This is a genomic window from Micromonospora sp. BL4, from assembly GCF_003667505.1.
In the GTDB taxonomy this organism is placed as follows: domain Bacteria; phylum Actinomycetota; class Actinomycetes; order Mycobacteriales; family Micromonosporaceae; genus Micromonospora.
The window spans coordinates 1-21,606 of record NZ_RCVJ01000035.1 but is presented as its reverse complement, the minus strand read 5'-3'; the positions used below and the strand labels follow the sequence as shown (position 1 = coordinate 21,606).

21 protein-coding genes are annotated in these 21,606 nt (G+C 72.3%); 20 read left to right on the top strand and 1 reads right to left on the bottom strand.

Annotated elements, in window-relative coordinates:
• Window positions 1–159: 159 nt before the first annotated feature.
• The 17 genes from EAD89_RS00835 (at window position 160) to EAD89_RS00755 (ending at window position 18,226) form a co-directional block, all read left to right on the top strand.
• A complete protein-coding gene (locus tag EAD89_RS00835) occupies window positions 160–1,419 on the top strand; it encodes a DUF4173 domain-containing protein (RefSeq protein ID WP_233578088.1) in 1,260 nt (419 codons plus the stop codon).
• A gap of 44 nt (window positions 1,420–1,463) precedes the next feature.
• A complete protein-coding gene (locus EAD89_RS00830; RefSeq protein WP_233578087.1) occupies window positions 1,464–1,877 on the top strand; it encodes a hypothetical protein in 414 nt (137 codons plus the stop codon).
• A complete protein-coding gene (locus tag EAD89_RS00825; protein ID WP_121674328.1) occupies window positions 1,878–3,518 on the top strand; it encodes a cation acetate symporter in 1,641 nt (546 codons plus the stop codon).
• Window positions 3,519–3,685: 167 nt separating this feature from the next.
• Window positions 3,686–4,450 carry an ABC transporter ATP-binding protein gene (locus EAD89_RS00820; protein ID WP_121652560.1) on the top strand — a complete coding sequence of 255 codons (765 nt, stop codon included), beginning with the start codon at window positions 3,686–3,688 and terminating at the stop codon, window positions 4,448–4,450.
• Window positions 4,447–6,135 (top strand): ABC transporter permease, encoded by a 1,689-nt coding sequence (locus tag EAD89_RS00815; protein WP_121652559.1) that lies wholly within the window; start codon window positions 4,447–4,449, stop codon window positions 6,133–6,135. The genes EAD89_RS00820 and EAD89_RS00815 overlap by 4 nt, the downstream gene beginning before the upstream one ends.
• Window positions 6,136–6,222: 87 nt before the next feature.
• Window positions 6,223–6,756: a flavin reductase family protein gene (locus EAD89_RS00810; RefSeq protein ID WP_121674327.1), complete on the top strand. Its 534-nt coding sequence runs from the start codon at window positions 6,223–6,225 to the stop codon at window positions 6,754–6,756.
• A gap of 185 nt (window positions 6,757–6,941) precedes the next feature.
• Window positions 6,942–7,307: a DUF485 domain-containing protein gene (locus EAD89_RS00805; RefSeq protein ID WP_121652557.1), complete on the top strand. Its 366-nt coding sequence runs from the start codon at window positions 6,942–6,944 to the stop codon at window positions 7,305–7,307.
• Window positions 7,285–8,976, top strand: coding sequence for a cation acetate symporter (locus tag EAD89_RS00800; RefSeq protein ID WP_121652556.1), 1,692 nt, complete (start codon window positions 7,285–7,287; stop codon window positions 8,974–8,976). The genes EAD89_RS00805 and EAD89_RS00800 overlap by 23 nt, the downstream gene beginning before the upstream one ends.
• A 91-nt stretch (window positions 8,977–9,067) precedes the next feature.
• The gene (locus EAD89_RS00795) at window positions 9,068–10,045 is read left to right on the top strand and encodes an NAD-dependent epimerase/dehydratase family protein (protein WP_121652555.1); all 978 of its coding nucleotides are present in this window, start codon (window positions 9,068–9,070) and stop codon (window positions 10,043–10,045) included.
• 76 nt (window positions 10,046–10,121) lie between these two features.
• The gene (locus EAD89_RS00790) at window positions 10,122–11,348 is read left to right on the top strand and encodes an LCP family protein (protein WP_121652554.1); all 1,227 of its coding nucleotides are present in this window, start codon (window positions 10,122–10,124) and stop codon (window positions 11,346–11,348) included.
• A 229-nt stretch (window positions 11,349–11,577) separates the two neighbouring features.
• The gene (locus EAD89_RS00785; RefSeq protein ID WP_121652553.1) at window positions 11,578–12,849 is read left to right on the top strand and encodes an LCP family protein; all 1,272 of its coding nucleotides are present in this window, start codon (window positions 11,578–11,580) and stop codon (window positions 12,847–12,849) included.
• Between the two features lie 295 nt (window positions 12,850–13,144).
• Window positions 13,145–14,080, top strand: coding sequence for an LCP family protein (locus EAD89_RS00780; protein WP_233578090.1), 936 nt, complete (start codon window positions 13,145–13,147; stop codon window positions 14,078–14,080).
• A gap of 58 nt (window positions 14,081–14,138) precedes the next feature.
• On the top strand, window positions 14,139–14,474 hold the full coding sequence (locus EAD89_RS00775; RefSeq protein ID WP_089018477.1) for a rhodanese-like domain-containing protein: 336 nt from the start codon (window positions 14,139–14,141) through the stop codon (window positions 14,472–14,474).
• Between the two features lie 11 nt (window positions 14,475–14,485).
• Window positions 14,486–15,274, top strand: a complete 789-nt coding sequence (locus EAD89_RS00770) for a glycerophosphodiester phosphodiesterase family protein (RefSeq protein ID WP_121674325.1) — start codon at window positions 14,486–14,488, stop codon at window positions 15,272–15,274.
• A gap of 56 nt (window positions 15,275–15,330) precedes the next feature.
• Window positions 15,331–16,785, top strand: coding sequence for an ATP-binding protein (locus EAD89_RS00765; RefSeq protein WP_121652550.1), 1,455 nt, complete (start codon window positions 15,331–15,333; stop codon window positions 16,783–16,785).
• A 55-nt stretch (window positions 16,786–16,840) separates the two neighbouring features.
• On the top strand, window positions 16,841–17,257 hold the full coding sequence (locus EAD89_RS00760; protein WP_233578089.1) for an ATP-binding protein: 417 nt from the start codon (window positions 16,841–16,843) through the stop codon (window positions 17,255–17,257).
• Window positions 17,258–17,338: 81 nt separating this feature from the next.
• Complete coding sequence (locus EAD89_RS00755; protein ID WP_121674323.1) at window positions 17,339–18,226, top strand: DUF5926 family protein; 888 nt, start codon at window positions 17,339–17,341, stop codon at window positions 18,224–18,226.
• 15 nt (window positions 18,227–18,241) lie between these two features.
• On the opposite strand, the gene EAD89_RS00750 is transcribed toward EAD89_RS00755, so the two are convergent.
• Complete coding sequence (locus tag EAD89_RS00750) at window positions 18,242–19,459, bottom strand: arginine deiminase (RefSeq protein WP_121674322.1); 1,218 nt, start codon at window positions 19,457–19,459, stop codon at window positions 18,242–18,244.
• Between the two features lie 163 nt (window positions 19,460–19,622).
• Here EAD89_RS00750 and EAD89_RS00745 point away from each other — a divergent pair, with 163 nt between their 5' ends.
• The 3 genes from EAD89_RS00745 (at window position 19,623) to EAD89_RS00735 (ending at window position 21,454) form a co-directional block, all read left to right on the top strand.
• Window positions 19,623–20,363 carry a hypothetical protein gene (locus tag EAD89_RS00745; protein WP_121652546.1) on the top strand — a complete coding sequence of 247 codons (741 nt, stop codon included), beginning with the start codon at window positions 19,623–19,625 and terminating at the stop codon, window positions 20,361–20,363.
• Between the two features lie 167 nt (window positions 20,364–20,530).
• The gene (locus EAD89_RS00740; RefSeq protein WP_121674321.1) at window positions 20,531–20,989 is read left to right on the top strand and encodes a hypothetical protein; all 459 of its coding nucleotides are present in this window, start codon (window positions 20,531–20,533) and stop codon (window positions 20,987–20,989) included.
• A gap of 75 nt (window positions 20,990–21,064) precedes the next feature.
• Window positions 21,065–21,454 (top strand): ACT domain-containing protein, encoded by a 390-nt coding sequence (locus EAD89_RS00735; RefSeq protein WP_121652544.1) that lies wholly within the window; start codon window positions 21,065–21,067, stop codon window positions 21,452–21,454.
• Window positions 21,455–21,606: the final 152 nt, after the last annotated feature.

Sequence of the window (21,606 nt, the reverse complement as noted above, 5' to 3'; positions counted from 1 at the left end):
ATCCCGGCCAGCACGGCCCCCGCTGCCAACGCGACCCCCGCTGTCAGCACGACCAGCGCGGCCCCCGGGCCGGCCACCGCAGCGGCCACCACGCCGGCCACCACGCCGGCCACCGCGCCGGCCACCGCCCGTCCCGGTGCCACGGGGGCACCGGGACGGGTGGCGCGGGCCGTCTGGGCCGCCGCGACCGTCGCGCTGGTCGCGGTCGGCTCGATCCGAGCCGCCGGCTGGCTCTTCGCGCTCTGCCTGGTCGCCGCCGCGGTCACCGCCACGCTCGCGGTGACCGGCGGGCGAAGCCCGTTCGGAATGCTGGTGGCCGCGCTGCTGCCGCCGGCCGCGGCGGTTCGGGCGCTCCCCTGGGCGGTACGCGGGCTGCGCCGCACCCGTCCGGCCGGTCCCGGGGCCGGACGGATCCTGAGCAGCCTCGCGGTCTCGGCCGGGCTGCTGACGCTGTTCGGCCTGCTCTTCTCCTCGGCGGACGCGGTCTTCGCCGATCTGGTCGCGGGCGTGCTGCCCGACCTCTCGGCGGGCGGTGTGCTCGGCTGGCTGGCACGCCTGCTGCTGATCGGCGGGGGCCTGCTCGGCGGCGCGTACCTGGTCACCCGCCCGCCCGACCTGGACGGCCTGCGACCGGCGCCGACCCGACCGGCGCACCGGCTGGAGTGGGCCCTGCCGCTGGCACTGCTCGACGCCCTGTTCGCCGCCTTCGTGCTGGTCCAGTTGACGGTCTTCTTCGGCGGCGCGGGGCACGTGCTCCGGACGGCCGGGCTCACCTACGCCCAGTACGCCCGTGGCGGCTTCTGGCAACTGCTCGCCGTCACCGCGCTCACCCTGCTGGTCATCGCGATCGCCGCCCGCCGAGCACCGACGGCGAGCCGGGCCGACCGGCTGCTGGTCCGCGCGCTCCTCGGCACACTCACCGCGCTCAGCCTGGTCGTCGTCGCCTCCGCGCTCTACCGGATGCAGGTCTACGCCGACGCGTACGGCGCCACCCGGCTCCGGCTCGTCGTGGCGACCGTCGAACTCTGGCTCGGGCTGCTCTTCGTCCTGGTCGGGGTGGCCGTGGCGCATTGGCGGGCAGACTGGTTGCCCCGGCTGGTGATCGGCACGGCGGTGCTGGCGCTGCTCGGGTTGGCCCTGGTCAACCCGGATCGGCTGATCGCCGACCGCAACGTCGACCGGTATCTGGAGACCGGACGGTTGGACGTCGGTTACCTCTCCCGGCTCTCCGCCGACGCCGTACCGGCACTGGACCGGCTACCCGAACCGCTGCGGGCGTGCGCGCTGCGGGAGATCGCCGACGAGCTGCCCCGGGACGGCCTCTGGGCGGCGAACCTGGGTCGCGCGCAGGCCCGGCGGGAGCTGGGCGCGACCCCGGCGGTCGGCCTCACGGACTGTCCCGGTCCGCTGCGCTGGTGAACGTCAGCGCTTGACATTCCGGCAGGGCGGGCGAGACTGCCGGGGTGGCCAAGCGACTCCCTGACGTGGGGCCCGGCGGTACGGCGCCGCCGCCCCGGCGGACCCGGATCGTGCTGGCCGACATCACCCGGCAGGACAGCCGCGCCGAGCGCACCCGCACCGAGCTGGCGCAGCAGACGCAGGTCGGCGAGGCGCTGGTCCGCGGCCTGGTCCGGGCCCAGCTCGCGCTGGCGCTGCGCCTCTCGCTGGTGGTGGCCATCGGGCTCGGCGGGCTGCCGTGGCTGTTCGCCATCGCGCCCTCGCTCGGCCGGACGACGGTCGCCGGCGTCAACCTGCCCTGGCTGCTGCTGGGTGTGGCGTCCTTCCCGTTCCTGATCGGGGTGGGCTGGGCGTACGTGCGGCTGGCGGAGCGCAACGAGCAGGACTTCACCGACCTGGTGCAGCGGCCGGAGCGCTGAGTGGGCAACGACTACGTGGTCCCGGCCATCGTCGCGGTCACCCTGGTCACGGTCGGGATCGGCTTCTACGGGTTGCGGCTGGCCCGCACCACCTCCGATTTCCTGGTCGCCTCCCGTGCGATCAGTCCGACCTGGAACGCCGCCGCCATCGGCGGGGAGTACCTGTCGGCGGCGAGCTTCCTCGGCATCGCCGGCCTGGTCCTCAAGTACGGCGTGGACGTGCTCTGGTATCCGGTCGGGTTCGCCGCCGGCTACCTGGCCCTGTTGCTGTTCGTGGCCGCGCCGCTGCGCCGCTCCGGCGCGTTCACCCTCCCGGACTTCTGTGAGCTGCGGCTGGGATCGCGCCGGCTGCGCATCCTGGCCACCGCTTTCGTGATCTTCATCGGGTGGCTCTACCTGGTGCCGCAACTCCAGGGCGCCGGGCTCACGCTGGCCACGGTGGCCGGCTCCCCGTACCCGGTCGGCGCCCTGCTGGTGGCCACCGTGGTCACCGCGAACGTGGCCCTCGGCGGGATGCGGGCGATCACGTTCGTCCAGGCGTTCCAGTACTGGCTCAAACTGACCGCGCTGGCCGTACCGGCGATCTTCCTGGTGTTGCAGTGGCAGGCCGACGCCCGCCCGGCGGTGACCCCGCCCGACGGGCCGGCATTCCGGACCGCGACCACCGTCGTGGTCGAGCACCGCGCGACCCTCACCCTGCCCGACGGCGAGATCCGGGAGGTGAGCCCCGGCGACGAGTTGACCTTCGCCGCGGGCGACCCGGTGCCGGAGGTTTCCGGGGTGGCCACCGACGCCAGCGACTGGCTGCTGCCCAGCACCGCCGGCGACGACGACCAGGGTCTGTTCGCCACGTACTCGCTGATCCTGGCCACCTTCCTGGGCACCATGGGCCTGCCACACGTGCTGGTCCGCTTCTACACCAATCCCGACGGCGCGGCGGCCCGCCGGACCACGCTGGTCGTACTGGCCCTGGTCGGCGTCTTCTACCTGCTACCCACCCTGTACGGGGTGCTCGGTCGGATCTACACCCCGCAGTTGCTGCTCAGCGGGCAGACCGACGCGGTGGTGGTGCTGCTGCCGGGCGCGGCGCTCGGCGACGGGCTGGTCGGGCGGCTGCTCGCCGCGCTGGTCGCGGCGGGCGCGTTCGCGGCCTTCCTCTCCACCTCGTCGGGGCTGCTGACCAGCGTCGCCGGGGTGATCTCGACGGACGTTCTCGGCCGTGGCTCGGTGCGCGGCTTCCGGTGGGCCACGGTGATCGCCGGCGGCGTGCCCGCGGTACTGGCGCTCAATGTCTCCGGGCTGGACGTGTCGCAGGTGGTCGGGCTCGCCTTCGCGGTCGCCGCGTCGAGCTTCTGCCCGCTGCTGGTGCTCGGCATCTGGTGGCGCGGACTGACCGACCTGGGCGCCGCCGCCGGGGTGCTGGTCGGCGGTGGCGCGGCGATCGGCGCGGTGCTTGTCACCGTGCTCGGCCCGCCACTGTCCGGCTGGCCGGCCACGCTCACCGCGCAACCGGCCGCCTGGACGGTACCCCTGGCCTTCACCGTGATGGTCGCGGTGTCGATGGCGACCCGCCGGCGGGCCCCCGCCGACGTCGCTGCCACCATGCTCCGCCTCCACACCCCCGAAGCACTCCGCATGTAGGTGGACCCCCTGCTCCAGCCCTTCCCGCCAGCACGACGGCTGGTCGAATCGGGCTCGAACGGACGGGTACCGCCAGCGGGAGATCGCGGGACGTCCGTCCTGGGGATGACGACGGGTCCGCCTACGGCGGGAGCGCGGAAATGGTGCCCGACAGATAGCGTCGGCTCATGACTGGTGAGCACTCCGCACTCGCGCTGCGCGGCTTGGCGAAGCGGTTCGACGGCACGATCGCGGTTGCCAGCGTCGACCTGGACGTCCCCGCCGGCTCCTTCTACGGCCTGCTCGGCCCGAACGGCGCCGGCAAGACGACCACGCTGTCGATGGCGGTCGGGCTGTTGCGGCCCGATGCCGGTTCGGCCTGGGTCCTCGGGCACGACGTGTGGCGGGACCCGGTCGCGGCCAAGCGGCTGCTCGGCGTGATGCCGGACGGGATGCGGCTGTTCGACCGGCTGACCGGGGCGGAGCTGCTGGCGTACAACGGGTTGTTGCGCGGGATGGAGCCGGCGGTGGTCGACCAGCGGGCCGCGGAGCTGCTGGACGTGCTGGCCCTCGGCGACGCCGGCCGGACGCTGGTGGTGGACTACTCGGCGGGCATGAAGAAGAAGATCGGCCTTGCCTGCGCGCTGCTGCACGGCCCCCGGGTGCTGGTGCTGGACGAGCCGTTCGAGGCGGTCGACCCGGTCTCCGCCGCACTGATCCGGGACATCCTCACCCGGTACGCGGCCGGCGGCGGCACCGTGGTCTTCTCCAGCCACGTGATGGAGGTCGTCGAGCGGCTCTGCTCGCACGTGGCGATTCTCGCCGGGGGCGCCATCAAGCGGGTCGGCACGATCGGGGAGGTACGCGGCGACCGCTCGCTGGAGCAGGTCTTCGTCGAGGTGGTCGGCGGGCGTACCGCGACCGGTGAGGAGCTGTCGTGGCTCTCCCGATGAGCACCGCCGCCGCGCCCGCCGGGCCGGTCCGCGCCGTCTCCGCCCGGCACTTCCTGCGGCTGAAGCTGCGGGTGATGGGCAACAGCTTCCGCGGTCAGGGCTGGCGGCTCGCGATGTTCATCGGCGGCGCGCTGGTCGGGCTCTGGTTCGCCGCCAGCGGCTTCTTCCTCTTCGCCGTGCCGGGCATGACGGGCAACGGCCGGTACGCGATGCTGGTCGCGGCGGGCGGTGGCGGGCTGCTGGTGCTCGGCTGGCTGCTGCTGCCGCTGGTCTTCTTCGGGGTCGACGAGACACTGGACCCGGCCCGGTTCGCTCTGCTGCCCCTGCCCCGCCGCACCCTTGTCCTCGGCCTGTTCGCCGCGGCCCTGGTCAGCGTGTCGGCGCTGGCGATGCTGATCGCGACGTTCGGGTTGGTGCTCACCGCCTGGAGGCTGGGTGGTTGGTCCGCCGGGGTGGTGGCCGTCGTCGGTGTGGTCGCCGGGCTGCTGCTCTGTGTGGCCGCCAGCCGGGCGGTGACCAGCGCCTTCGCCAGCATGCTGCGGTCGCGCCGGGTGCGTGACCTGGCGGCTGTCCTGCTGGCGGTGACCGCCGCTCTGCTCGGTCCGTTGCAGATCTTCGGCCTGGCCGCGCTGCGCGAGACGGACTGGGACCGGCTGACCGGGGTGGCGACCGTGATCGGGTGGACGCCGCTCGGGGCACCGTGGACCGCCGGCATCGACGTGGCCCAGGGGCGGGTCTGGGCCGCTCCGGTCAAGCTGCTGATCACCGTGGTCGCGCTCGGCGCCCTGCTGGCCTGGTGGTCACGGTCGCTCGAGTCGGCGATGGTGGGAGCGGTCAGCTCCGGCCGAACCCCGGCCCGGCGAGGCGCCACCGGTGGCGCGGTCGCCCAGCTGTTTCCCCGGATCACCGGACGGATGCGTCGGGACCGGTTCGGCGCCCTGGTCGCCCGGGACGCCCGCTACTGGTGGCGGGACGCCCGCCGCCGGGCCAACCTGATCACGATCGCGGTGGTCGGCATCTTCGTGCCGGTGATGACCAACCTCGGCGGTGCGGGCTTCGCCGGGGGCGAGCAGGGCATGACGCTGAGTACCAGCGACAGCTCACCGGTCGTGGTCACCATCTCCATGCTCTTCGTCGGCGTGCTCGCCTCGGTCACCCTGGCCAACCAGTTCGGCTTCGACGGCAGCGCGTACGCCGCGAACGTGGTGGCCGGGGTGCCCGGCCGGGTCGAGCTGCGTGCGCGGATGACGGCCTTCTCGTTGTACGTGCTGCCGATGCTGACGGTCGTGGCGGTGGCGCTGTCGCTGCTGCTCGGCCACCCGGGCTGGATCGGGCTGACCGCCGGCAGCATGGTCGCCACCTACGGCGCCGGGCTGGCGGTGAGCAGCTTCGTGTCGGTGCTCGGGGCATACTCGCTACCGGAAACGAGCAACCCGTTCGCGATGAACACGGGCGCGGGCATGGCGAAGGGCCTGCTCACCCTGCTGGCCATGGTCGTCGCGGCGGTCGCCGGGGTGCCGATGGTGGTGGCCGCGGCGCTGCTGGGTGACGCCTGGCTCTGGTTGGCTCTGCCGGTCGGCGCGGCGTACGGGTTGGGCGCGGCGCTGCTGGGTGCGTACCTGGCCGGCGACGTGCTGGACCGGCGACAGCCGGAGCTGCTGGCCACGGTCACGCCGCGCCGCTGAGCAGGTCCCGCTGTCCTGGGTCGCGCCGACCTGCCCTGGTCCGGACCTTCGCCGGTCGGGTCCTCGGGACGGGGCGGTGGGGTCACAATGTTTCACGTGAATCATGAGCCGGGCGCCGAGATCCACCACACCGACCCGTTCGCGGTGCCGGCCGGGCAACGGTCGCCGGTCCGCCGGCTGCGTGGTCGGCTCGCCGCGCCGGTGACCCTCTGGACCGCGCCGGGCCCGGCCGGGCTGACCGTCTCGTCCACGCTGGTCGCCGAGGGGGAGCCCGACCGGCTGCTCGGGCTGATCGACGCGGAGTCCGATCTCTGGGCGGCGATCGAGGAGGCGGGCCGGTTCGCGGTCGCGCCGCTCGGCCCGCCGCACCGGCAGCTCGCCGACCGGTTCGCCGGCCTCTTCCCCGCCCCTGGCGGGCTCTTCGCCACCGGGGCGTGGACCGACACGCCGTACGGGTTGGTCCCGGCGGACGCCGGCGGCTGGGTCGGCTGCCGACTGGACACCGCGCGGGAGTACGGCTGGGCGCTGCTGGTGGAGGCCACGATCGAGGCGGTCGACCTGGCCGAGGACACCAGCCCGCTGCTGCACTACCGCGGTCGCTACCACGAGTTGCCCGGCTGAACGGGGTCCTGACGGGCCGTCGCGTCGACCGACCGGTCACCGGAGTGACCTGGGTCACTCGGCGCAGCCAGTCAACCGCTCGGCGCACTCGCTGACCGGCGTCGATCGCGGCCTTCCCCGGCGGGGAGCGCGCTCTTTACCGTGCGCGAAACTCCTCCAACGCCTGTGAAGGTGGTGATCCACAGATGTCCACGGACACACCCGCGCCGACCGCTTCCCAGCCGGACAGATATCTGGCCGTACAACGGTCGGACGAGTTCGCCGGGCTGCGGCGCGCGCTGCGCGGCTTCGTCTTCCCGATGACCGTCGCGTTCTTCCTGTGGTATGCGCTCTACGTCATTCTCTCCGCGTACGCCCGGGACTTCATGGGCACGAAGCTGTTCGGCAGCAACATCAACGTCGCGCTGGTCTTCGGCCTGCTCCAGTTCGTCTCCACGTTCTTGATCGCCTGGCTCTACTCCCGGTACGCGGACCGGAAGATCGACCCGGTCGCCGACCGGATCCGTGCCGAGATCGGGGAGGTGACCCATGAAGACGGCCCTCGCGGTTGACACGCTCCTCGCGGCGGAGGCGGGCAACCACACCGCCCGCAACCTGACCATCACGCTCTTCCTGGTCTTCGTGGCCGTGACCCTGGCCATCACCATCTGGGCCAGCCGGCAGACCAAGACGGCGACCGACTTCTACGCGGGCGGCCGGTCCTTCTCCGGCTTCCAGAACGGCATGGCGATCGGTGGCGACTACATGTCGGCCGCCTCGTTCCTCGGCATCGCCGGCATCATCGCGCTCTACGGCTACGACGGCTTCCTCTACTCCATCGGCTTCCTGGTCGCCTGGCTGGTGGCCCTGCTGCTGGTCGCGGAGCTGCTGCGCAACTCCGGCCGGTACACGATGGCCGACGTCCTGGCGTTCCGGATGCGCCAGCGTCCGGTGCGTACGGCGGCGGCGGTTTCCACCATCACGGTGTCGATCTTCTACCTGCTGGCTCAGATGGTGGGCGCCGGCGCGCTGGTCGCGCTGCTGCTCGGCATCCGGCCGGGGACGACCTTCCTCGGCATGGACGCGGCGACCGCGAAGGTCGCCACCATCATCATGGTCGGCGCCCTGATGATCATCTACGTCACCGTGGGTGGCATGAAGGGCACCACCTACGTGCAGATCGTCAAGGCGTTCCTGCTCATGGGCGGCGCGCTGGTGATGACCCTGCTGGTGCTGGCCAAGTACAAGTTCAACCTGTCGTCGCTGCTCGGTGACGCCGCCGCCTCGTCCGGCAAGGGCAGCGCGTTCCTCGAACCAGGGTTGCGGTACGGCGTCGAGGTCGCCGGCAACGCGACACAGACGTTCTACAACAAGGTCGACCTGCTCTCGCTCGGCATCGCCCTGGTGCTCGGCACCGCCGGCCTGCCGCACATCCTGATCCGCTTCTACACCGTGCCGACCGCGAAGGCGGCCCGTAAGAGCGTGCTCTGGGCGATCGGCATCATCGGCACCTTCTACCTGCTCACCCTGGCCCTCGGCTTCGGCGCCGCGGCACTGGTCGGCAGCGAGGCGATCACCGCCCAGGACAAGGCGGGCAACACGGCCGCGCCACAGTTGGCCGAGGCGCTCGGCATCGACTTCCTCGGCGGCGATCTGGGCGGGGCAGCCCTGCTGGCGATCATCGCGGCGGTCGCCTTCGCCACGATCCTGGCGGTGGTCGCCGGGTTGACCCTGGCCTCCTCGTCCAGCCTGGCTCACGACTTCTACGCGAACGTCCTGAAGAGGGGCGAGGCGTCGGAGCGGCAGGAGGTACGGGTCGCCCGGATCTCCGCCCTGGTGATCGGCGCGGTCTCGATCCTGTTGTCGATCTACGCGCAGAACCTGAACGTGGCGTTCCTGGTGGCGCTGGCGTTCGCGGTGGCCGCCTCGGGCAACCTGCCGGCGATCCTCTACAGCCTGTTCTGGCGGCGGTTCAACACCTCCGGCGCGGTGTGGGCGATCTACGGTGGCCTACTCTCGGCCGTACTGCTGGTGTTCTTCTCGCCGGTGGTCTCCGGTGCGGCGACGTCGATGTTCCCGGACCACGACTGGCAGTGGTTCCCGCTGTCCAACCCGGGCATCCTCTCGATCCCGTTCGGCTTCCTGTGCGGCTGGATCGGCACCCTGGTCTCCAAGGAGCACGACGAGGACAAGTACGCGGAGCTGGAGGTCCGCGCCCTCACCGGCGCCGGCGCCCACTGATCGCGGCGCTTTGTCGAGAAGGGTCCCCGGTGAACGCCTGGCGTTCACCGGGGGCCCTTCCCCAATTTCGAGGGTCGGTAGGCTGACCGGTATGAAGGTTGCTGAGCGCTTCGGTTCCGGTCACCGCGTTCTCGTCACCGGCGGCGCCGGTTTCGTCCCGTCGCACCTGGTGGATGCCCTGATCGCCCGGGGTTGCACGGTGGTGGCGCTGGACAACTTCGTCACCGGCTCCAAGGAGAACGTGGCCCACCTGCTGGACCGGCCGACCTTCACCCTGGTCGAGGCGGACATCTCCGACGGTGTGCCGACGCACCACCCGGCGCTGGCCGAGCGGTTCGACGCGATCCTGCACATGGCCTCGCCGGCCAGCCCCACCGACTTCACCCAACTGCCGGTGGAGATCATGCGGGTCGGCTCGGTGGGCACCCTGCACCTGCTGGACCGCGCGGTCGCCGACGGCGCCCGGTTCCTGATGGCCTCCACCTCCGAGGCGTACGGGGATCCGAAGGAGCACCCGCAGCGCGAGACCTACTGGGGCAACGTCAACCCGATCGGGGTGCGCAGCGTCTACGACGAGGCGAAGCGCTTCTCCGAGGCGGCCACCATGGCGTACCACCGCTACCGCGGGCTCGACGCGGCGATCGTCCGGATCTTCAACACGTACGGCCCGCGGATGCGGCCGGACGACGGCCGGGCCATCCCGACCTTCATCTCCCAGGCGCTGCGCGGCGAGCCGATCACCGTGCACGGCACCGGCAACCAGACCCGGTCCATCTGTTTCGTCGAGGACCTGGTGCGCGGCATCCTGCTGCTGCTCGACTCGACCGAGACCGGCCCGATCAACTGCGGCACCGAGCACGAGCTCACCATGCGGCAACTGGCCGAGTTGATCGTGTCGCTCTCCGGCAGCAGCTCGGAAGTGACCTACATCACTCGAAGCTCGGATGACCCGGAGATGCGTCGCCCGGACCTGACCCGCGCCCGCGAACTGCTCGGATACGAGCCGACCGTGGCGCCCGAAGACGGCCTGCGACGCACGATCGAGCACTTCCGGGCGCGGCTAGGGTAACCGGGCGGCGACGCACGGCCGCTCGCTGAGTGTCGCCTGAGGGCGGTTGTGGCTCGCCCTACGTACCCTGAGTTACATGTCCGCGACCTCGTCTGCCGGAGTTCCGCACCCGTACCTGCACCGCAGCGCCGGGCGCGCCTCCGTGCCCGGCCCCGACCGGGGCGCCTCCGGACGCGCCCGTCCGTCCGAGGCGCGCTGGTACCCGTCGCCCGACGAGGAGCAGCTCCGGCCGGGCGGCCCGGAGGGGCCGCGCGGGCCCGGCGGACCGGGTGGCGGCGGTGGACCGGGCCGCCGCGGTCCACGGCCGCGGTGGGGTCGGATCGGCCTGGTGGCCGGGATCGCGGTGCTGGTGCTGGCGCTGCTCGGCGGCATCGGCGCCTGGCTGTACGCGCGCAATCTGGACGGCGACCTGGCCCGGACCGATCCGTTCGCGGAGATCACCGGCGGCCGACCGGCCAAGACCGTCGACGGGGCGCTGAACATCCTGCTGGTCGGCAGCGACTCTCGGGACCCGGACGCCCCGGTCGACACGAAGAGCCAGTGGCGGGCCGACACGATCATCGTGATGCACATCCCGGCCGACCACCAGGAGGCCTACCTGGTCTCCATCCCTCGTGACCTCTACGTGCCGATCCCGCAGAGCGCGGGCGCGGACTGCGGCTCCGGTGAGCGCGCGAAGATCAATGCGGCGTTCGCGTTCGGCGGCCTGCCGCTCGCGGTCCGCACCGTGGAGTGCTTCACCGACGTCCGGATCGACCACGTGATGGCGATCGACTTCGCCGGCTTCAAGCAGGTCACCGACGCCCTCGGCGGCGTCGACCTGAAGGTGGAGCGGACCATCACCTCGATCCACAAGCCGTACCGGACGTTCACCAAGGGCACCAACCACATGGACGGCGCGGAGGCGCTGGACTGGATCCGCCAGCGCAAGCAGTTCCCGGACGGGGACTTCGCCCGGATGCGGCACCAACAGGAGTTCCTCCGGGCGCTGCTGGACAAGGCGGCGAGCACGGGCACGCTGGCGAACCCGAAGAAGCTCAACGACTTTCTCCAGTCGGTGACCGCGGCCGCCACCGTCGACGAGGGTTTCTCGGTGACGGACATGGCGATCCAGTTCCGCAACCTGCGCGGCCAGAACCTCACCTTCGTGACCAGCCCGAACTCGGGCAGCCAGACGATCAACGGCGAGTCGGTGGTGGTCTCCGACCGGGAGAAGGCGCTGGCGATGTACCGGGCCATGTCGGCGGACACCATGGCGGACTGGGTCAAGGCCAACCAGCCCAAGGGCACCGAGGGCGGCTGACCCGGCCGGCGGCCGGTAGGCGGCTGACCCGGCCGGCGGCCGGTAATGGCGGTACGACCCGGAACGACCGGACCGTCCGACCGGCAACGGCCCGTTCGGGTCATCGGGTGTCGCCGATCGACCGACCCCGGCGAAATTGGCGTCCGGATTGACCCGGGATGAACTCGCCAAGTCGAATCGACATACGTACAGTGGTGCCGCCCCCTCCTGAACACGAACTGGAGCACGCATGCCGGTTCAGGCCAGCCGTCGCCCTTCGTCAACCGGGTCCGCCGCCCCCAGCGGCCGGATCGGCGCGTCCATTCCGATCCAGCCGGGCCCCACGGGCGGCGGGCCGGGTGGTCGACCGCCCGGTGGCGGTGGCCGGTCCGGAGGCGGTGGCCGCTCCGGCGGTGGGCCGGCGAAGAAGCGTTCGAAGCGCAAGGATCCGCTCTGGGCCCGGCTGACGGTGATCTTCGGGGCCGTGCTGATGCTCACCAGCGGGGTGGGCATCGTCGGCAGCAAGGTGCTGATCAGCCAGGCGACCGGGGACATCGCCCAGCGGAACCTGCTCGGTGACGCCGGCAAGTCCGACGCCGAGGGCGGCGCGAGCCTGGACGGCCCGATCGACATGCTGCTGCTCGGCGTGGACGCGCGGGAGCGGTGGGCCGCGGACGACGTCCGGTCCGACAGCATCATCATCCTGCACATCCCGGCCTCGCACGACCAGGCGTATCTGATCTCCATTCCCCGGGACACCGAGGCGCAGATCCCGGCGTTCCCGAAGAGCGGGTTCGCCGGCGGCACCGACAAGATCAACGCTGCCTTCCAGGCCGGCGCTCGCAACGGCGGCGGCTGGGAGGGCGGCGCCCAGCTGATGGCGCAGACGATCAAGCGGCTCACCGGGGTCAGCTTCGACGGCGCGGCGATCATCAACTTCGGTGGCTTCAAGAACGTCATCGACACCCTCGGCACCGTGCGGATCTGCGTGAGTCACGAGGTCAAGTCGAAGCACATGTCGTTCGTCGACGGCCAGCCGATGTGGAACGCCGACGCCAAGAAGACCGGCAAGCAGATGACCACGGTGGTGCACAAGAAGGGCTGCCAGGAGATGGAGGGCTGGGCGGCCCTGGACTACGCCCGGCAACGCTACGGGCTGCCCGGTGGTGACTACGACCGCCAGCAGAACCAGCAGCAGCTGATCAAGGCGATGGCCCGCAAGGCCACCGATGGCGGCACGCTGACCAACCCGGCGAAGCTCCAGCAGCTGATCAAGGCGGCCGGCAAGGCGTTCGTGCTGGACACCGGCGGCGTGCCGATTGAGAAGTTCATCTTCACCATGCGCGGCGTGACCGCGAACGATCTGACCATGCTCAAGACCAACAACGGCACGTTCAACGGCAACGCCAACAAGCGCGAGGCGTTGAACGAGGAGACGTTGGAGATGTTCCGGGCGATGAAGCAGGACAAGCTGGGCGAATTCGTCTTCGCTCACCCCGAGATGATGTCCAGCCGTAAGTGACCGCCGCGGCCCGCCCGGGTCGCTTGCAGGGCGACGTCCACCCGGGTCGCTTGCAGGGCGACGCCCGCCCGGGTCGCCCGCAAGGCGGCCTCCGGCCGAAAGTCCCGGAAAGCCCGCGACCCTCCGGTTACTGACCGTAGCCTGACGTGAGCACGTTTCACGTATCGGCTGCGGGGAGGCGGACACGTCCAGGTCGGGGCGGAACGCGGCGGACCGGGCTGACGAGGCCCCATCCGCCCGTCCGCGCCGCGCCCGTGGGTCGCGCATCCTGCTCGGCATCGGCCTTGCTCTCGTCCTGCTGGCCGGGCTCGCGCTGGCCGGGCTCAAGACGCTCAGCCACCGGTACGACCGCGCGGTCGCCAAGGAGATCCTGCTCGACCTCGACGCCCGCACCGACCGGACCGACGTGGACGGGCCGCTCAACTACCTGCTGGTCGGCACCGACCGCCGCCCCGGCGAGAACAGGCCGGACCAACGTTCGGACACCATCCTCATCGTGCACGTGCCCGCCGGGCACCGGGAGGCGTACCTGGTCTCCATCCCGCGTGACCTGCTGGTAGCCATTCCGCCGACGAACGGCTTCCCCGGCGGCCAGGACAAGATCAATGCGGCGTACGAGCACGGCGGCGGCGGCCAGGCCGGCACGCGGTTGCTCTCCACCACCCTCACCCGACTCACCGGAATCCGCTTCGACGGCGCCGCGCTGATCGACTTCTCCGGCTTCCGGAAGGTGATCGACCTGCTCGGCGGGGTGCAGATGTGCGTGGACACCGAGGTCCGCTCGATCCACACCAACCGGGTCTTCCCCACCGGCTGCCAGCAGATGAACGGAGCGGAGGCGCTGGACTACGTGCGGCAGCGCTACGACCTGCCCGGCGGCGACTACGACCGCCAGCACCACCAGCAGCAACTCCTCCGGGCGATGCTGGACCGCGCCGGTCAGGCGGACCTGCGCACCAACCCGGTCAAGCTGGACCAGGTGCTCCGGGCCGTCGGCGGCTCGTTGACCGTCGACACCAACGGCGTACCCCTGGAGGACCTGCTCCTCGCGCTGCGCGCGCTGCCGCCGGACGGGATGCGGGGCGTCCAGGTGCCCTCGTCCCCACAGACCATCGGCGAGGTCTCGTACGTGGTGCTGGACAACGGCGGCAACGGGCTCTTCGAGGCCGTACGCGGCACCAGGGTGCCCGCCTGGGCTCAGGCCAACCCACGGTGGGTGACCCGGTTGTGATGGTGCCGACGGCCGGGTCGATGCCGATCCGGCCGGTGAGGATCTAGTGTTGGTACCTGTGTTCGGACCCCAGGTTCCCACCGTGCCCGTGACCGAGATCGCCGACGACACCTACCTGCTGGATGTGCGGGAAGACGATGAGTGGGCGGCCGGCCATGCTCCCGGCGCCCATCACCTGCCGATGATGGAGCTGCCGGCGCGGCTGGCCGAGGTGCCGACCGACCGGGACGTGGCGGTCATCTGCCGCTCCGGCGGGCGCTCCGCCCAGGTCGTCGCCTATCTCGTGAACAACGGCTGGGAGCAGGTGCGCAACGCCGACGGCGGGATGCGCCAGTGGGCCGCCGTCGGCCGCCCGGTGGTCGACGCCAACGGGCAGCCCGGCCAGGTCATCTGAAGGCGGCCGGGATGGGCGGGCCTCTGGTCTTCGCGCACCGCGGCGCCTCGTACGACCTTCCGGAACACACCCTCGCCGCCTACCTGCGCGCCCTCGACGAGGGCGCCGACGGTCTGGAATGCGACGTCCGGCTGACCCGGGACGGGCATCTGGTCTGCGTGCACGACCGGCGACTGGACCGCACCAGCAACGGTAGCGGCCTGGTCAGCGCGCGTACCCTCGCCGAGCTGGAGATGCTGGACTTCGGCTCCTGGCATCCCGGCAGCGCGCCGAGCGGTGATCTGCCGCCCGACGAGTCGCACACCCGGCTGCTGACCCTGACCCGGCTGCTGGACGCGGTGCTGGCCGCCGGCCGCCCGGTCCGGCTGCTGGTGGAGACGAAGCACCCGTCCCGTTACGGCTCGAACGTGGAACGGCGGCTGGTCGCCCTGCTGCGCCAGTACGGGCTGGCCGACCCGGCGCCGGACGACCCGGTCCAGGTCACCGTCATGTCGTTCTCCCCGCTGGCGGTCCGGCGGGTCCACGAGCTGGCCCCGACGCTGCCCACGGTGCTGTTGCTGGAGGTGCTCCCGCGCTGGCTCCGCCTGGGCCGGCTGCCGTTCGGCACCCGCATCGCCGGCCCGGGCATCGGCCTGGTCCGGGCTCGCCCGCAACTGCTGCCCGCGCTGCGTGCGGCCGGCAACGAGGTGTACGTCTGGACGGTCAACGACCCGGCGGACCTGGAGCTGGTGCTGGCCGCCGGGGTGGACGGGATCATCACCGATCGGCCCGCACACGCCCTGGCCCGGCTGGATCGCTGACCGGCGCCGACCCGGCAGGGGTGCCGAAATCCGGGCCGGCGGGGCACACTCGGCACATGCCGGAGCGTATCGACTTCCCCGCTCTCATCGCCGGCCACACCGTCGTCATCGAGATGATCAATTCTGGCGACGCCGGCCTGCCGGTCCTCACCCAGCTGTTACGGGTGGCCCAGCCGGCGCTCGGCGCGGCCGGCATGGCGTTCGCCGAGTTCGGCCCGACCGGTGGTCGGGTGATCGCCGCGACGGGGGCGGCGGAGTGGATCCTCGGCCGCCCGCTGGCGGCCGACGACCCGGACACCGTCTGCCTGCTCTCCGGTCCCCGGGTCCGCCAGGCCCGGGTCGCCCACCTCAGCGGCAAGCTCGCCGACGAGCTGGCCGGCTGCGGCCTGCGCCGGATGGTGGTCTCCAGGGCCGAGATCGGCGGCCACACCGTCGGCAGCCTGCACGCGCTCTACCCGGGCGACGACGAGCCGGGCGCCGAGCAGCAGGGGGTGGTCGCCTACCTCGCCTCCTGCATAGCGCACATGTACGGCGACCAGACCGGGCTGCCCGTGCACGGCGACGGGCCGGTGGTGGCCGCGCTCGCCGACGGGCTGGCCGTGGTCGACCGGGACGGGCACGTCCGCCTCTGGAACCCGGCCGCCGCCCAGGTCACCGGCCGGACGGCCGAGCAGGCTCTGAGCCGCCCGCTGCCGTTTCCGCTGCCGCCGTCCGGCCAGGTTCGCGACCACCGCCTGCCGGACGGGCGCTGGCTGCGGATCACCTCCGGCGAGCTGCCCGGTCCGGGCACGCTGCGGGTGGTCACCTTCCGCGACATCACCGACCAGCAGCGTCGGGACCACGACCGCGAACTCTTCGTCGCGGTGACCAGCCATGAGCTGCGCACCCCGGTCACCGTGATCAAGGGATACGCGGACACCCTCACCGACCACTGGGATTCGTTGACCGAGTCCGACCGGCGGCAGGCCGCCCGGGTGATCGGGCAACGCGCCAACGAGCTGGCCCGGTTGGTCGACCGACTGCTCTCCTCGGCCGCCGAGGCGGGGCCGGGGGACGACCCGCCCACCCCGTTCGACCTCGGCGAGGCGTTGCGCTCCGCGGTCGTCGACCTGCCGGCGGAGCTGCGCCGCCGGCTGGTGCTCCGCCTCCCGGCCGACCTGCCCAAGGCACTCGGCCACCGGCCCAGCCTGGTGACCGTGTTGACCGAGCTGACGACCAACGCCGGCAAGTACTCGGCGCCGGATGCGCCGATCGAGATCACCGCCGCGGTCGACGGTCAACTGGTGGCCTTCCGGGTCAGCGACCGGGGCATCGGCATCCGCCCGGAGCACGTGGAGCGGGCGTTCGACCGGTTCTGGCAGGGCGAGTCCGGCGACCGGCGCGGCTACCCGGGCGCGGGGCTCGGTCTCTATCTCGTCCGCCGGATCGTTGAACAGCAGAATGGATGGGTATCCCTACGTCCGAGGGCCGGCGGCGGTACGGTCGCAGAGGTGCGGCTGCCGCGCGGTTGACCGGCGGTGGCGTGACGTGGAGGCGGCGGTGGCAGCGAAGGAACGGGCGTGGTGCGTGGTGGTCCCCCACCACCCCACCGGAGCCCGACTGGCCCGGCACCGGCTCGCCGACGATCTGGCGGAGGTCGTATCCCCGAGGCTCCTCGCGGACCTGATCGCGGTGCTCGCCGAGCTGGTGGGCAACGCGGTGCGGCACGCCCGCCCGCTGCCCGGCGGTGTGGTCCGGGTGGCCTGGCGGATGCGGCCCTCCGCCGACGGGCCGCGGATCCAGCTGCGGGTGACCGATGGTGGCGCGGGCACCGGGCCACGGATCCGGACGGCCGACCCCGACGCGGCCGATGGCCGAGGGCTGCACATCGTGGCCGGCCTGGCCACCCGGTGGGGCGTCGAGCGGGACGGCCTGGGCCAGCGCGTCTGGGCGGAGTTCGACCCGGTGCCGACAGCCCGGCCCGGCCTGGTGACGACGGGCTGAGCAACGGTCCGGGGCTTCGACACCGGCCCGGGGGCGGGTCCCACCCACGACGAGCCGGTCGGGCCTCTAGGCTGTGACGCCGTGAGCAAGCGTCGAAAAGGCCAGCGCGCCGCAGCGGACACCGCCCCCCGTCGGGACAAGGTGCGGGACATCTTCGTGCCCCGACCGTTCGAGGGGCTGGTCGACGAGCCCGAGTGGATCGCGCTGCGCGAGCTGGTGCCCGCCGCCTCCGCGCCGCTGCGGTTGGCGCCCGCCCTCGTCGAGGAGTTCGGGGACCGCCCGGTCACGCTGGCCACGGTGCTGCCGATGGCTGCCCCGGCGATCACCAAGCCGGATGGCCGGGTGCTCATCGGTCTCCAGCGCCACCAGCAGTCCGGCGACGTCTCCCGGGACCTGGCCGAGGCGCTGCTCTGCGCGTTGCGGACCGAGCCGGGCGGCCAGGTGGCCGTGCCGCCGCTGCCCGGCCCCGGCCCGCGGTTGCAGGACGTCCTGGTGGACGGCCCACTGGAGATCACCATGCACGACGGGTTCGAGTTCTGGCTCGACCCGGGCGCCACGGACGACCCGACCGTGCAGGCGTCGCTGGAGCGGGCCAACGCGGCCATCTACCCGACGGTGCGGCTGACCGCGGCGAAGGCCGCGTACTGGTGCCAGGTGCCGGAGAAGGCGCACGTGCGCTGGGTGCTGCCGGACGAGGAGGACACCGCCCTCGACGCGCTGGCCCGGCTCGGCGCGGCCGGCACGTTGCCGCTCGGCGAGCAGACCCGGTTCGCCGGCATGTTCCGCGCCCACGGTCGGCTGGTGCCGGTCTGGGACCTGCCGGAGGAGACTCCGGCGGCGGACTGGGAGGACCCGGTGGCGCAGTTCGCCAAGCGGTACGCCGAGGCTCTCGCCGCCACTGACCCGCTGGACGCCGCCGGCCGGCGGGCCCGTCAGGGGCTGCTCGGTCGCCAGCTCACCCTGCGCTGAGCGCGGCTGGCCCGCTCACCCGGCGACGGGCAGCGGGTCGCGGGTGATCGGGCAGGACATGCAGCGCGGGCCGCCCCGGCCGGAGCCCAGTTCGGAGCCGGCGATCGGGATCACCTCGATGCCGGCCCGCTCCAGCTGGGCGTTGGTCTCGGTGTTGCGCTCGTAGCCGACGCAGAGCCGGGGCGCCAGGGCGAGGGTGTTGTTGCCGTCGTCCCACTGCTCGCGTTCCGCGGTGACCGGGTCGAGCCCGGTGTCGATGACCCGGAGCTGGTCGAGGTCCATCGCGTCAGCGGCGGCCCGCAGGAAGGGCGCGGGGCCGTCCACCCGCGGGTCCTCGCCGTCCGCGCCGGCGATCACCGTGTACGCGGAGAGCGTGCTGGCGACGTTGGGATACATCAGCACGGCGTCCACGTCGACCATCGTGCAGACGGTGTCCAGGTGCATGGTGGCGCGCTCCTGGGCGATCGGCACCACCAGGATGGTGTGGGCCAGCCCGGCGGCGAAGACCTGCCGGCCGAGGCGTTCGGCGCCGGCCGGCGTGGTCCGCTCACCCACCCCGACCGCCAGCACCCCGGGGGCGAGCAGCAGCACGTCCCCGCCCTCCAGGTGCTCAAGGTGCGGGCGGTAGACGAACTCGGTGCCGGCGAAGCGCGGGTGGTGGCGGTAGATGGCGTCGGTGAGGGTCGTCTCCCGGCTGCGGGCCGGCATGGCCAGGCTGGTGACCCCGACCCGGTCCCCGATCCAGAGCGACGAGTCCCGGGTGAAGAGCAGGTTCGGCAGCGGGTCGATGACGAAGTCGTGCCGGTCCATCAGGGTGTAGACCAGGCCGCCCGGCCGTTCCGAGCTGATCCGCAGTTCCTCGTGCGCCAGCCCGGCGGTGAGCACGTCGGCCAGCGCGACCGGGTCCAGGTAGGAGAGGTGGTCGGCGACCCGGGCGCGCAGGGTGTCGCCGAGCCGGCGCGAACGCAGCACCTGCTCGGTGAGTTCGGCCCGGGCGTCCGCGACGGCCAACGTCTCGGCCAGCAGAGTGGCCAGGTAGAGCACCTCGACGCCGCGCTCGCGCAGCGAGGCGGCGAACGCGTCGTGCTCCTCCTGGGCACGGCCGACCCAGGGGATCGCGTCGAACAGGAGTGAGTCGTTGTTGCGGGGGGTGAGCCGGGCCAGTTCCGGGCCGGGCCGGTGCAGCAGTACGGTGCCGAGCCGGCCGACTTCGCTGTCGACGTAGTGGGTCACCCCAGCAGCGTAGGGCAGGGTTTGGCGGCATCCGAGAAAAGAACTGTGGATGAATATGGCATTCATCCACAGTCACTCCGGCGTTCCGGCTTGCCGAACACGGGGAGTGTCAACGTAGGGTAGTGGGGACATAACTTCGAGGGACCTTTTGCCGGAGGTCGCGATGACTGTCTTTCCCGCACGACGAGTCGTACCGTCCGCCCGGGCACTGCCGCCCGTCGCGGTGCCCCACCCCCGCGTCGAGTCGCCGGGGGTTCTCGCACCGGTGCGTCCGACACCGCTCGAATGGGCCCGCCGTCGGCGGGCCGAGCGGGGCGCCCGGAGGCTGGAGGCGGCCGGAGCACGGGCCCTGGGCCAGCTCGACCACCTCGGGCCGGCCTGGCACGTCATCGAGTGGCCCCGCACCGACGTGGCCGACGTCCTGCTCGACCGTGGCCAGGACGAGCGCGCCGGGTTCCTCGCCATCGGGCCGAGCGGCCTGTTCGCGGTGACCATCGCCGACCACGGCCGGGCCCGTGTGCTCGTCGCGGGGGACGTCGTGCAGATCAACGGCAAGCGACCGCCGTACGTGGCGGAGGCCCGCCGGGACGCCAAGCGGGCCAGCAAGGCCCTCTCCGCCGCGGTGCGGCTGCCCGTGCCGGTGACGCCGGTGCTGACCTTCGTCGGCTCCGGCGTGATCAGCGTCTACGGCCTGCCGAAGGACTGCCTGATGGCCACGCACCGGGAGCTGGACCGTCTCCTCGTGGCCGGCGGCAGCCGGATCAGCCCCGCCACGGCCGAGAAGCTGTCCCGGGTCGCGCAGCACCCGGGCACCTGGCTGAACGGCACGTACCGTCCAACCGCCGACTACCGGTGGTATGACGAGGGCCGAACGGCCGCTGACAAGCCGGCCAACCGCCGGTAACGTCACCGGCGACGCCACGCGGCTGCGGTCCCCGTCCACCCCACCGGCTTCCGCGCCGTCACCGGCCGCCCCGGTTCAGGCAGTGCGGCCGGTGGCCCGGTGCGCTCGGTGGTTCCGTCGGCGACCGCGCTAGCGTGGACAGTCCGTCGGTGTACATAGGAGGCTCGGTGGCCCACGTCGAACTCTCGCTCTCGGAAGTGTTCGTGCCGACGGCGCGGGCCTCGACAGAGCCGGAGTCCGACAACTTCGGCCAGTGGTCCTCGACTGTCGGCCGGGCCGATGAGCCGTGCCTGCTGATCGACGCCGCCAGCCGGGTGGTGGCCATCTCCACCGCCGGCTGCGAGCTGCTCTGCCTGGGCGAGCCGGACGGCCTGATCGGGCGGCCACTGCTCGACGGCGGGCTGCGCCTGCTGGACTTCACCGCCAACCGGGGCGAGCTGACCGAGGCCGAGATCGACAAGATTCCGCCCCTGCTGGCGCTCTCGTCCGGCCGGCTCGCCCGCGGTCTGCTCCGGGTGCAGGCGGCCTCGGCGGACAGCTCCGACGCGACCGTCGACGCGATCTCCACCCCGGTGCTCGCCGACGGCGCCGTGGCCGGCTCACTCACCTTCTTCTCCGAGGTCTGACCTGCGACGGAGTGTGTCGTTCGCCGCACGCGGCGATGCTGGGGTGCGTCCGCACCCAGGCCGTAAGGTGCCCTCATGCTCGATATCGCTCTGCTGCCGGGGGAGTACGCCGTGTGCCGGTTGGCCGCCGGCTCCACCCTGCCGTACGCGTTGTCGAGCGGGTTGGGCCGCGCGGACGTGGTCACCGTGAGCTGGACCGCCGACGGGATCTCGGTGATCTGCCCGACCGAGCGGGCCCCCGCGCAGGCCGTGGTGGAGACCGTCTGGCGCTGCCTGCGGGTCACCAGCCCGGTCGACGTGGCCGGCACCAACACCCTGGCCGCGCTTGTCGACCCGCTCGCCGAGGCCCGGGTCAGCGTGGTCACGTTCTCCACCTTCGATACCGACTACCTGCTGGTGCCGGCCGTGCGGTTGACCGAGGGCACGGCCGCGCTGGAGCGCGCCGGGCACCGCGTCCTCGGCTGACCTTCACCCCGCCGGCCGCTCCCCCTACGATGGGCTCGGCCACCCCGGCCGCGACGATGTTCTCCGATGTCCCGAGGATCGGCCCGTGCCGTTCACCCCGCCCCGCAGGACCCGGGTCGTGGGTCGGGCGCGGGTCGCCACCGGATCACGGA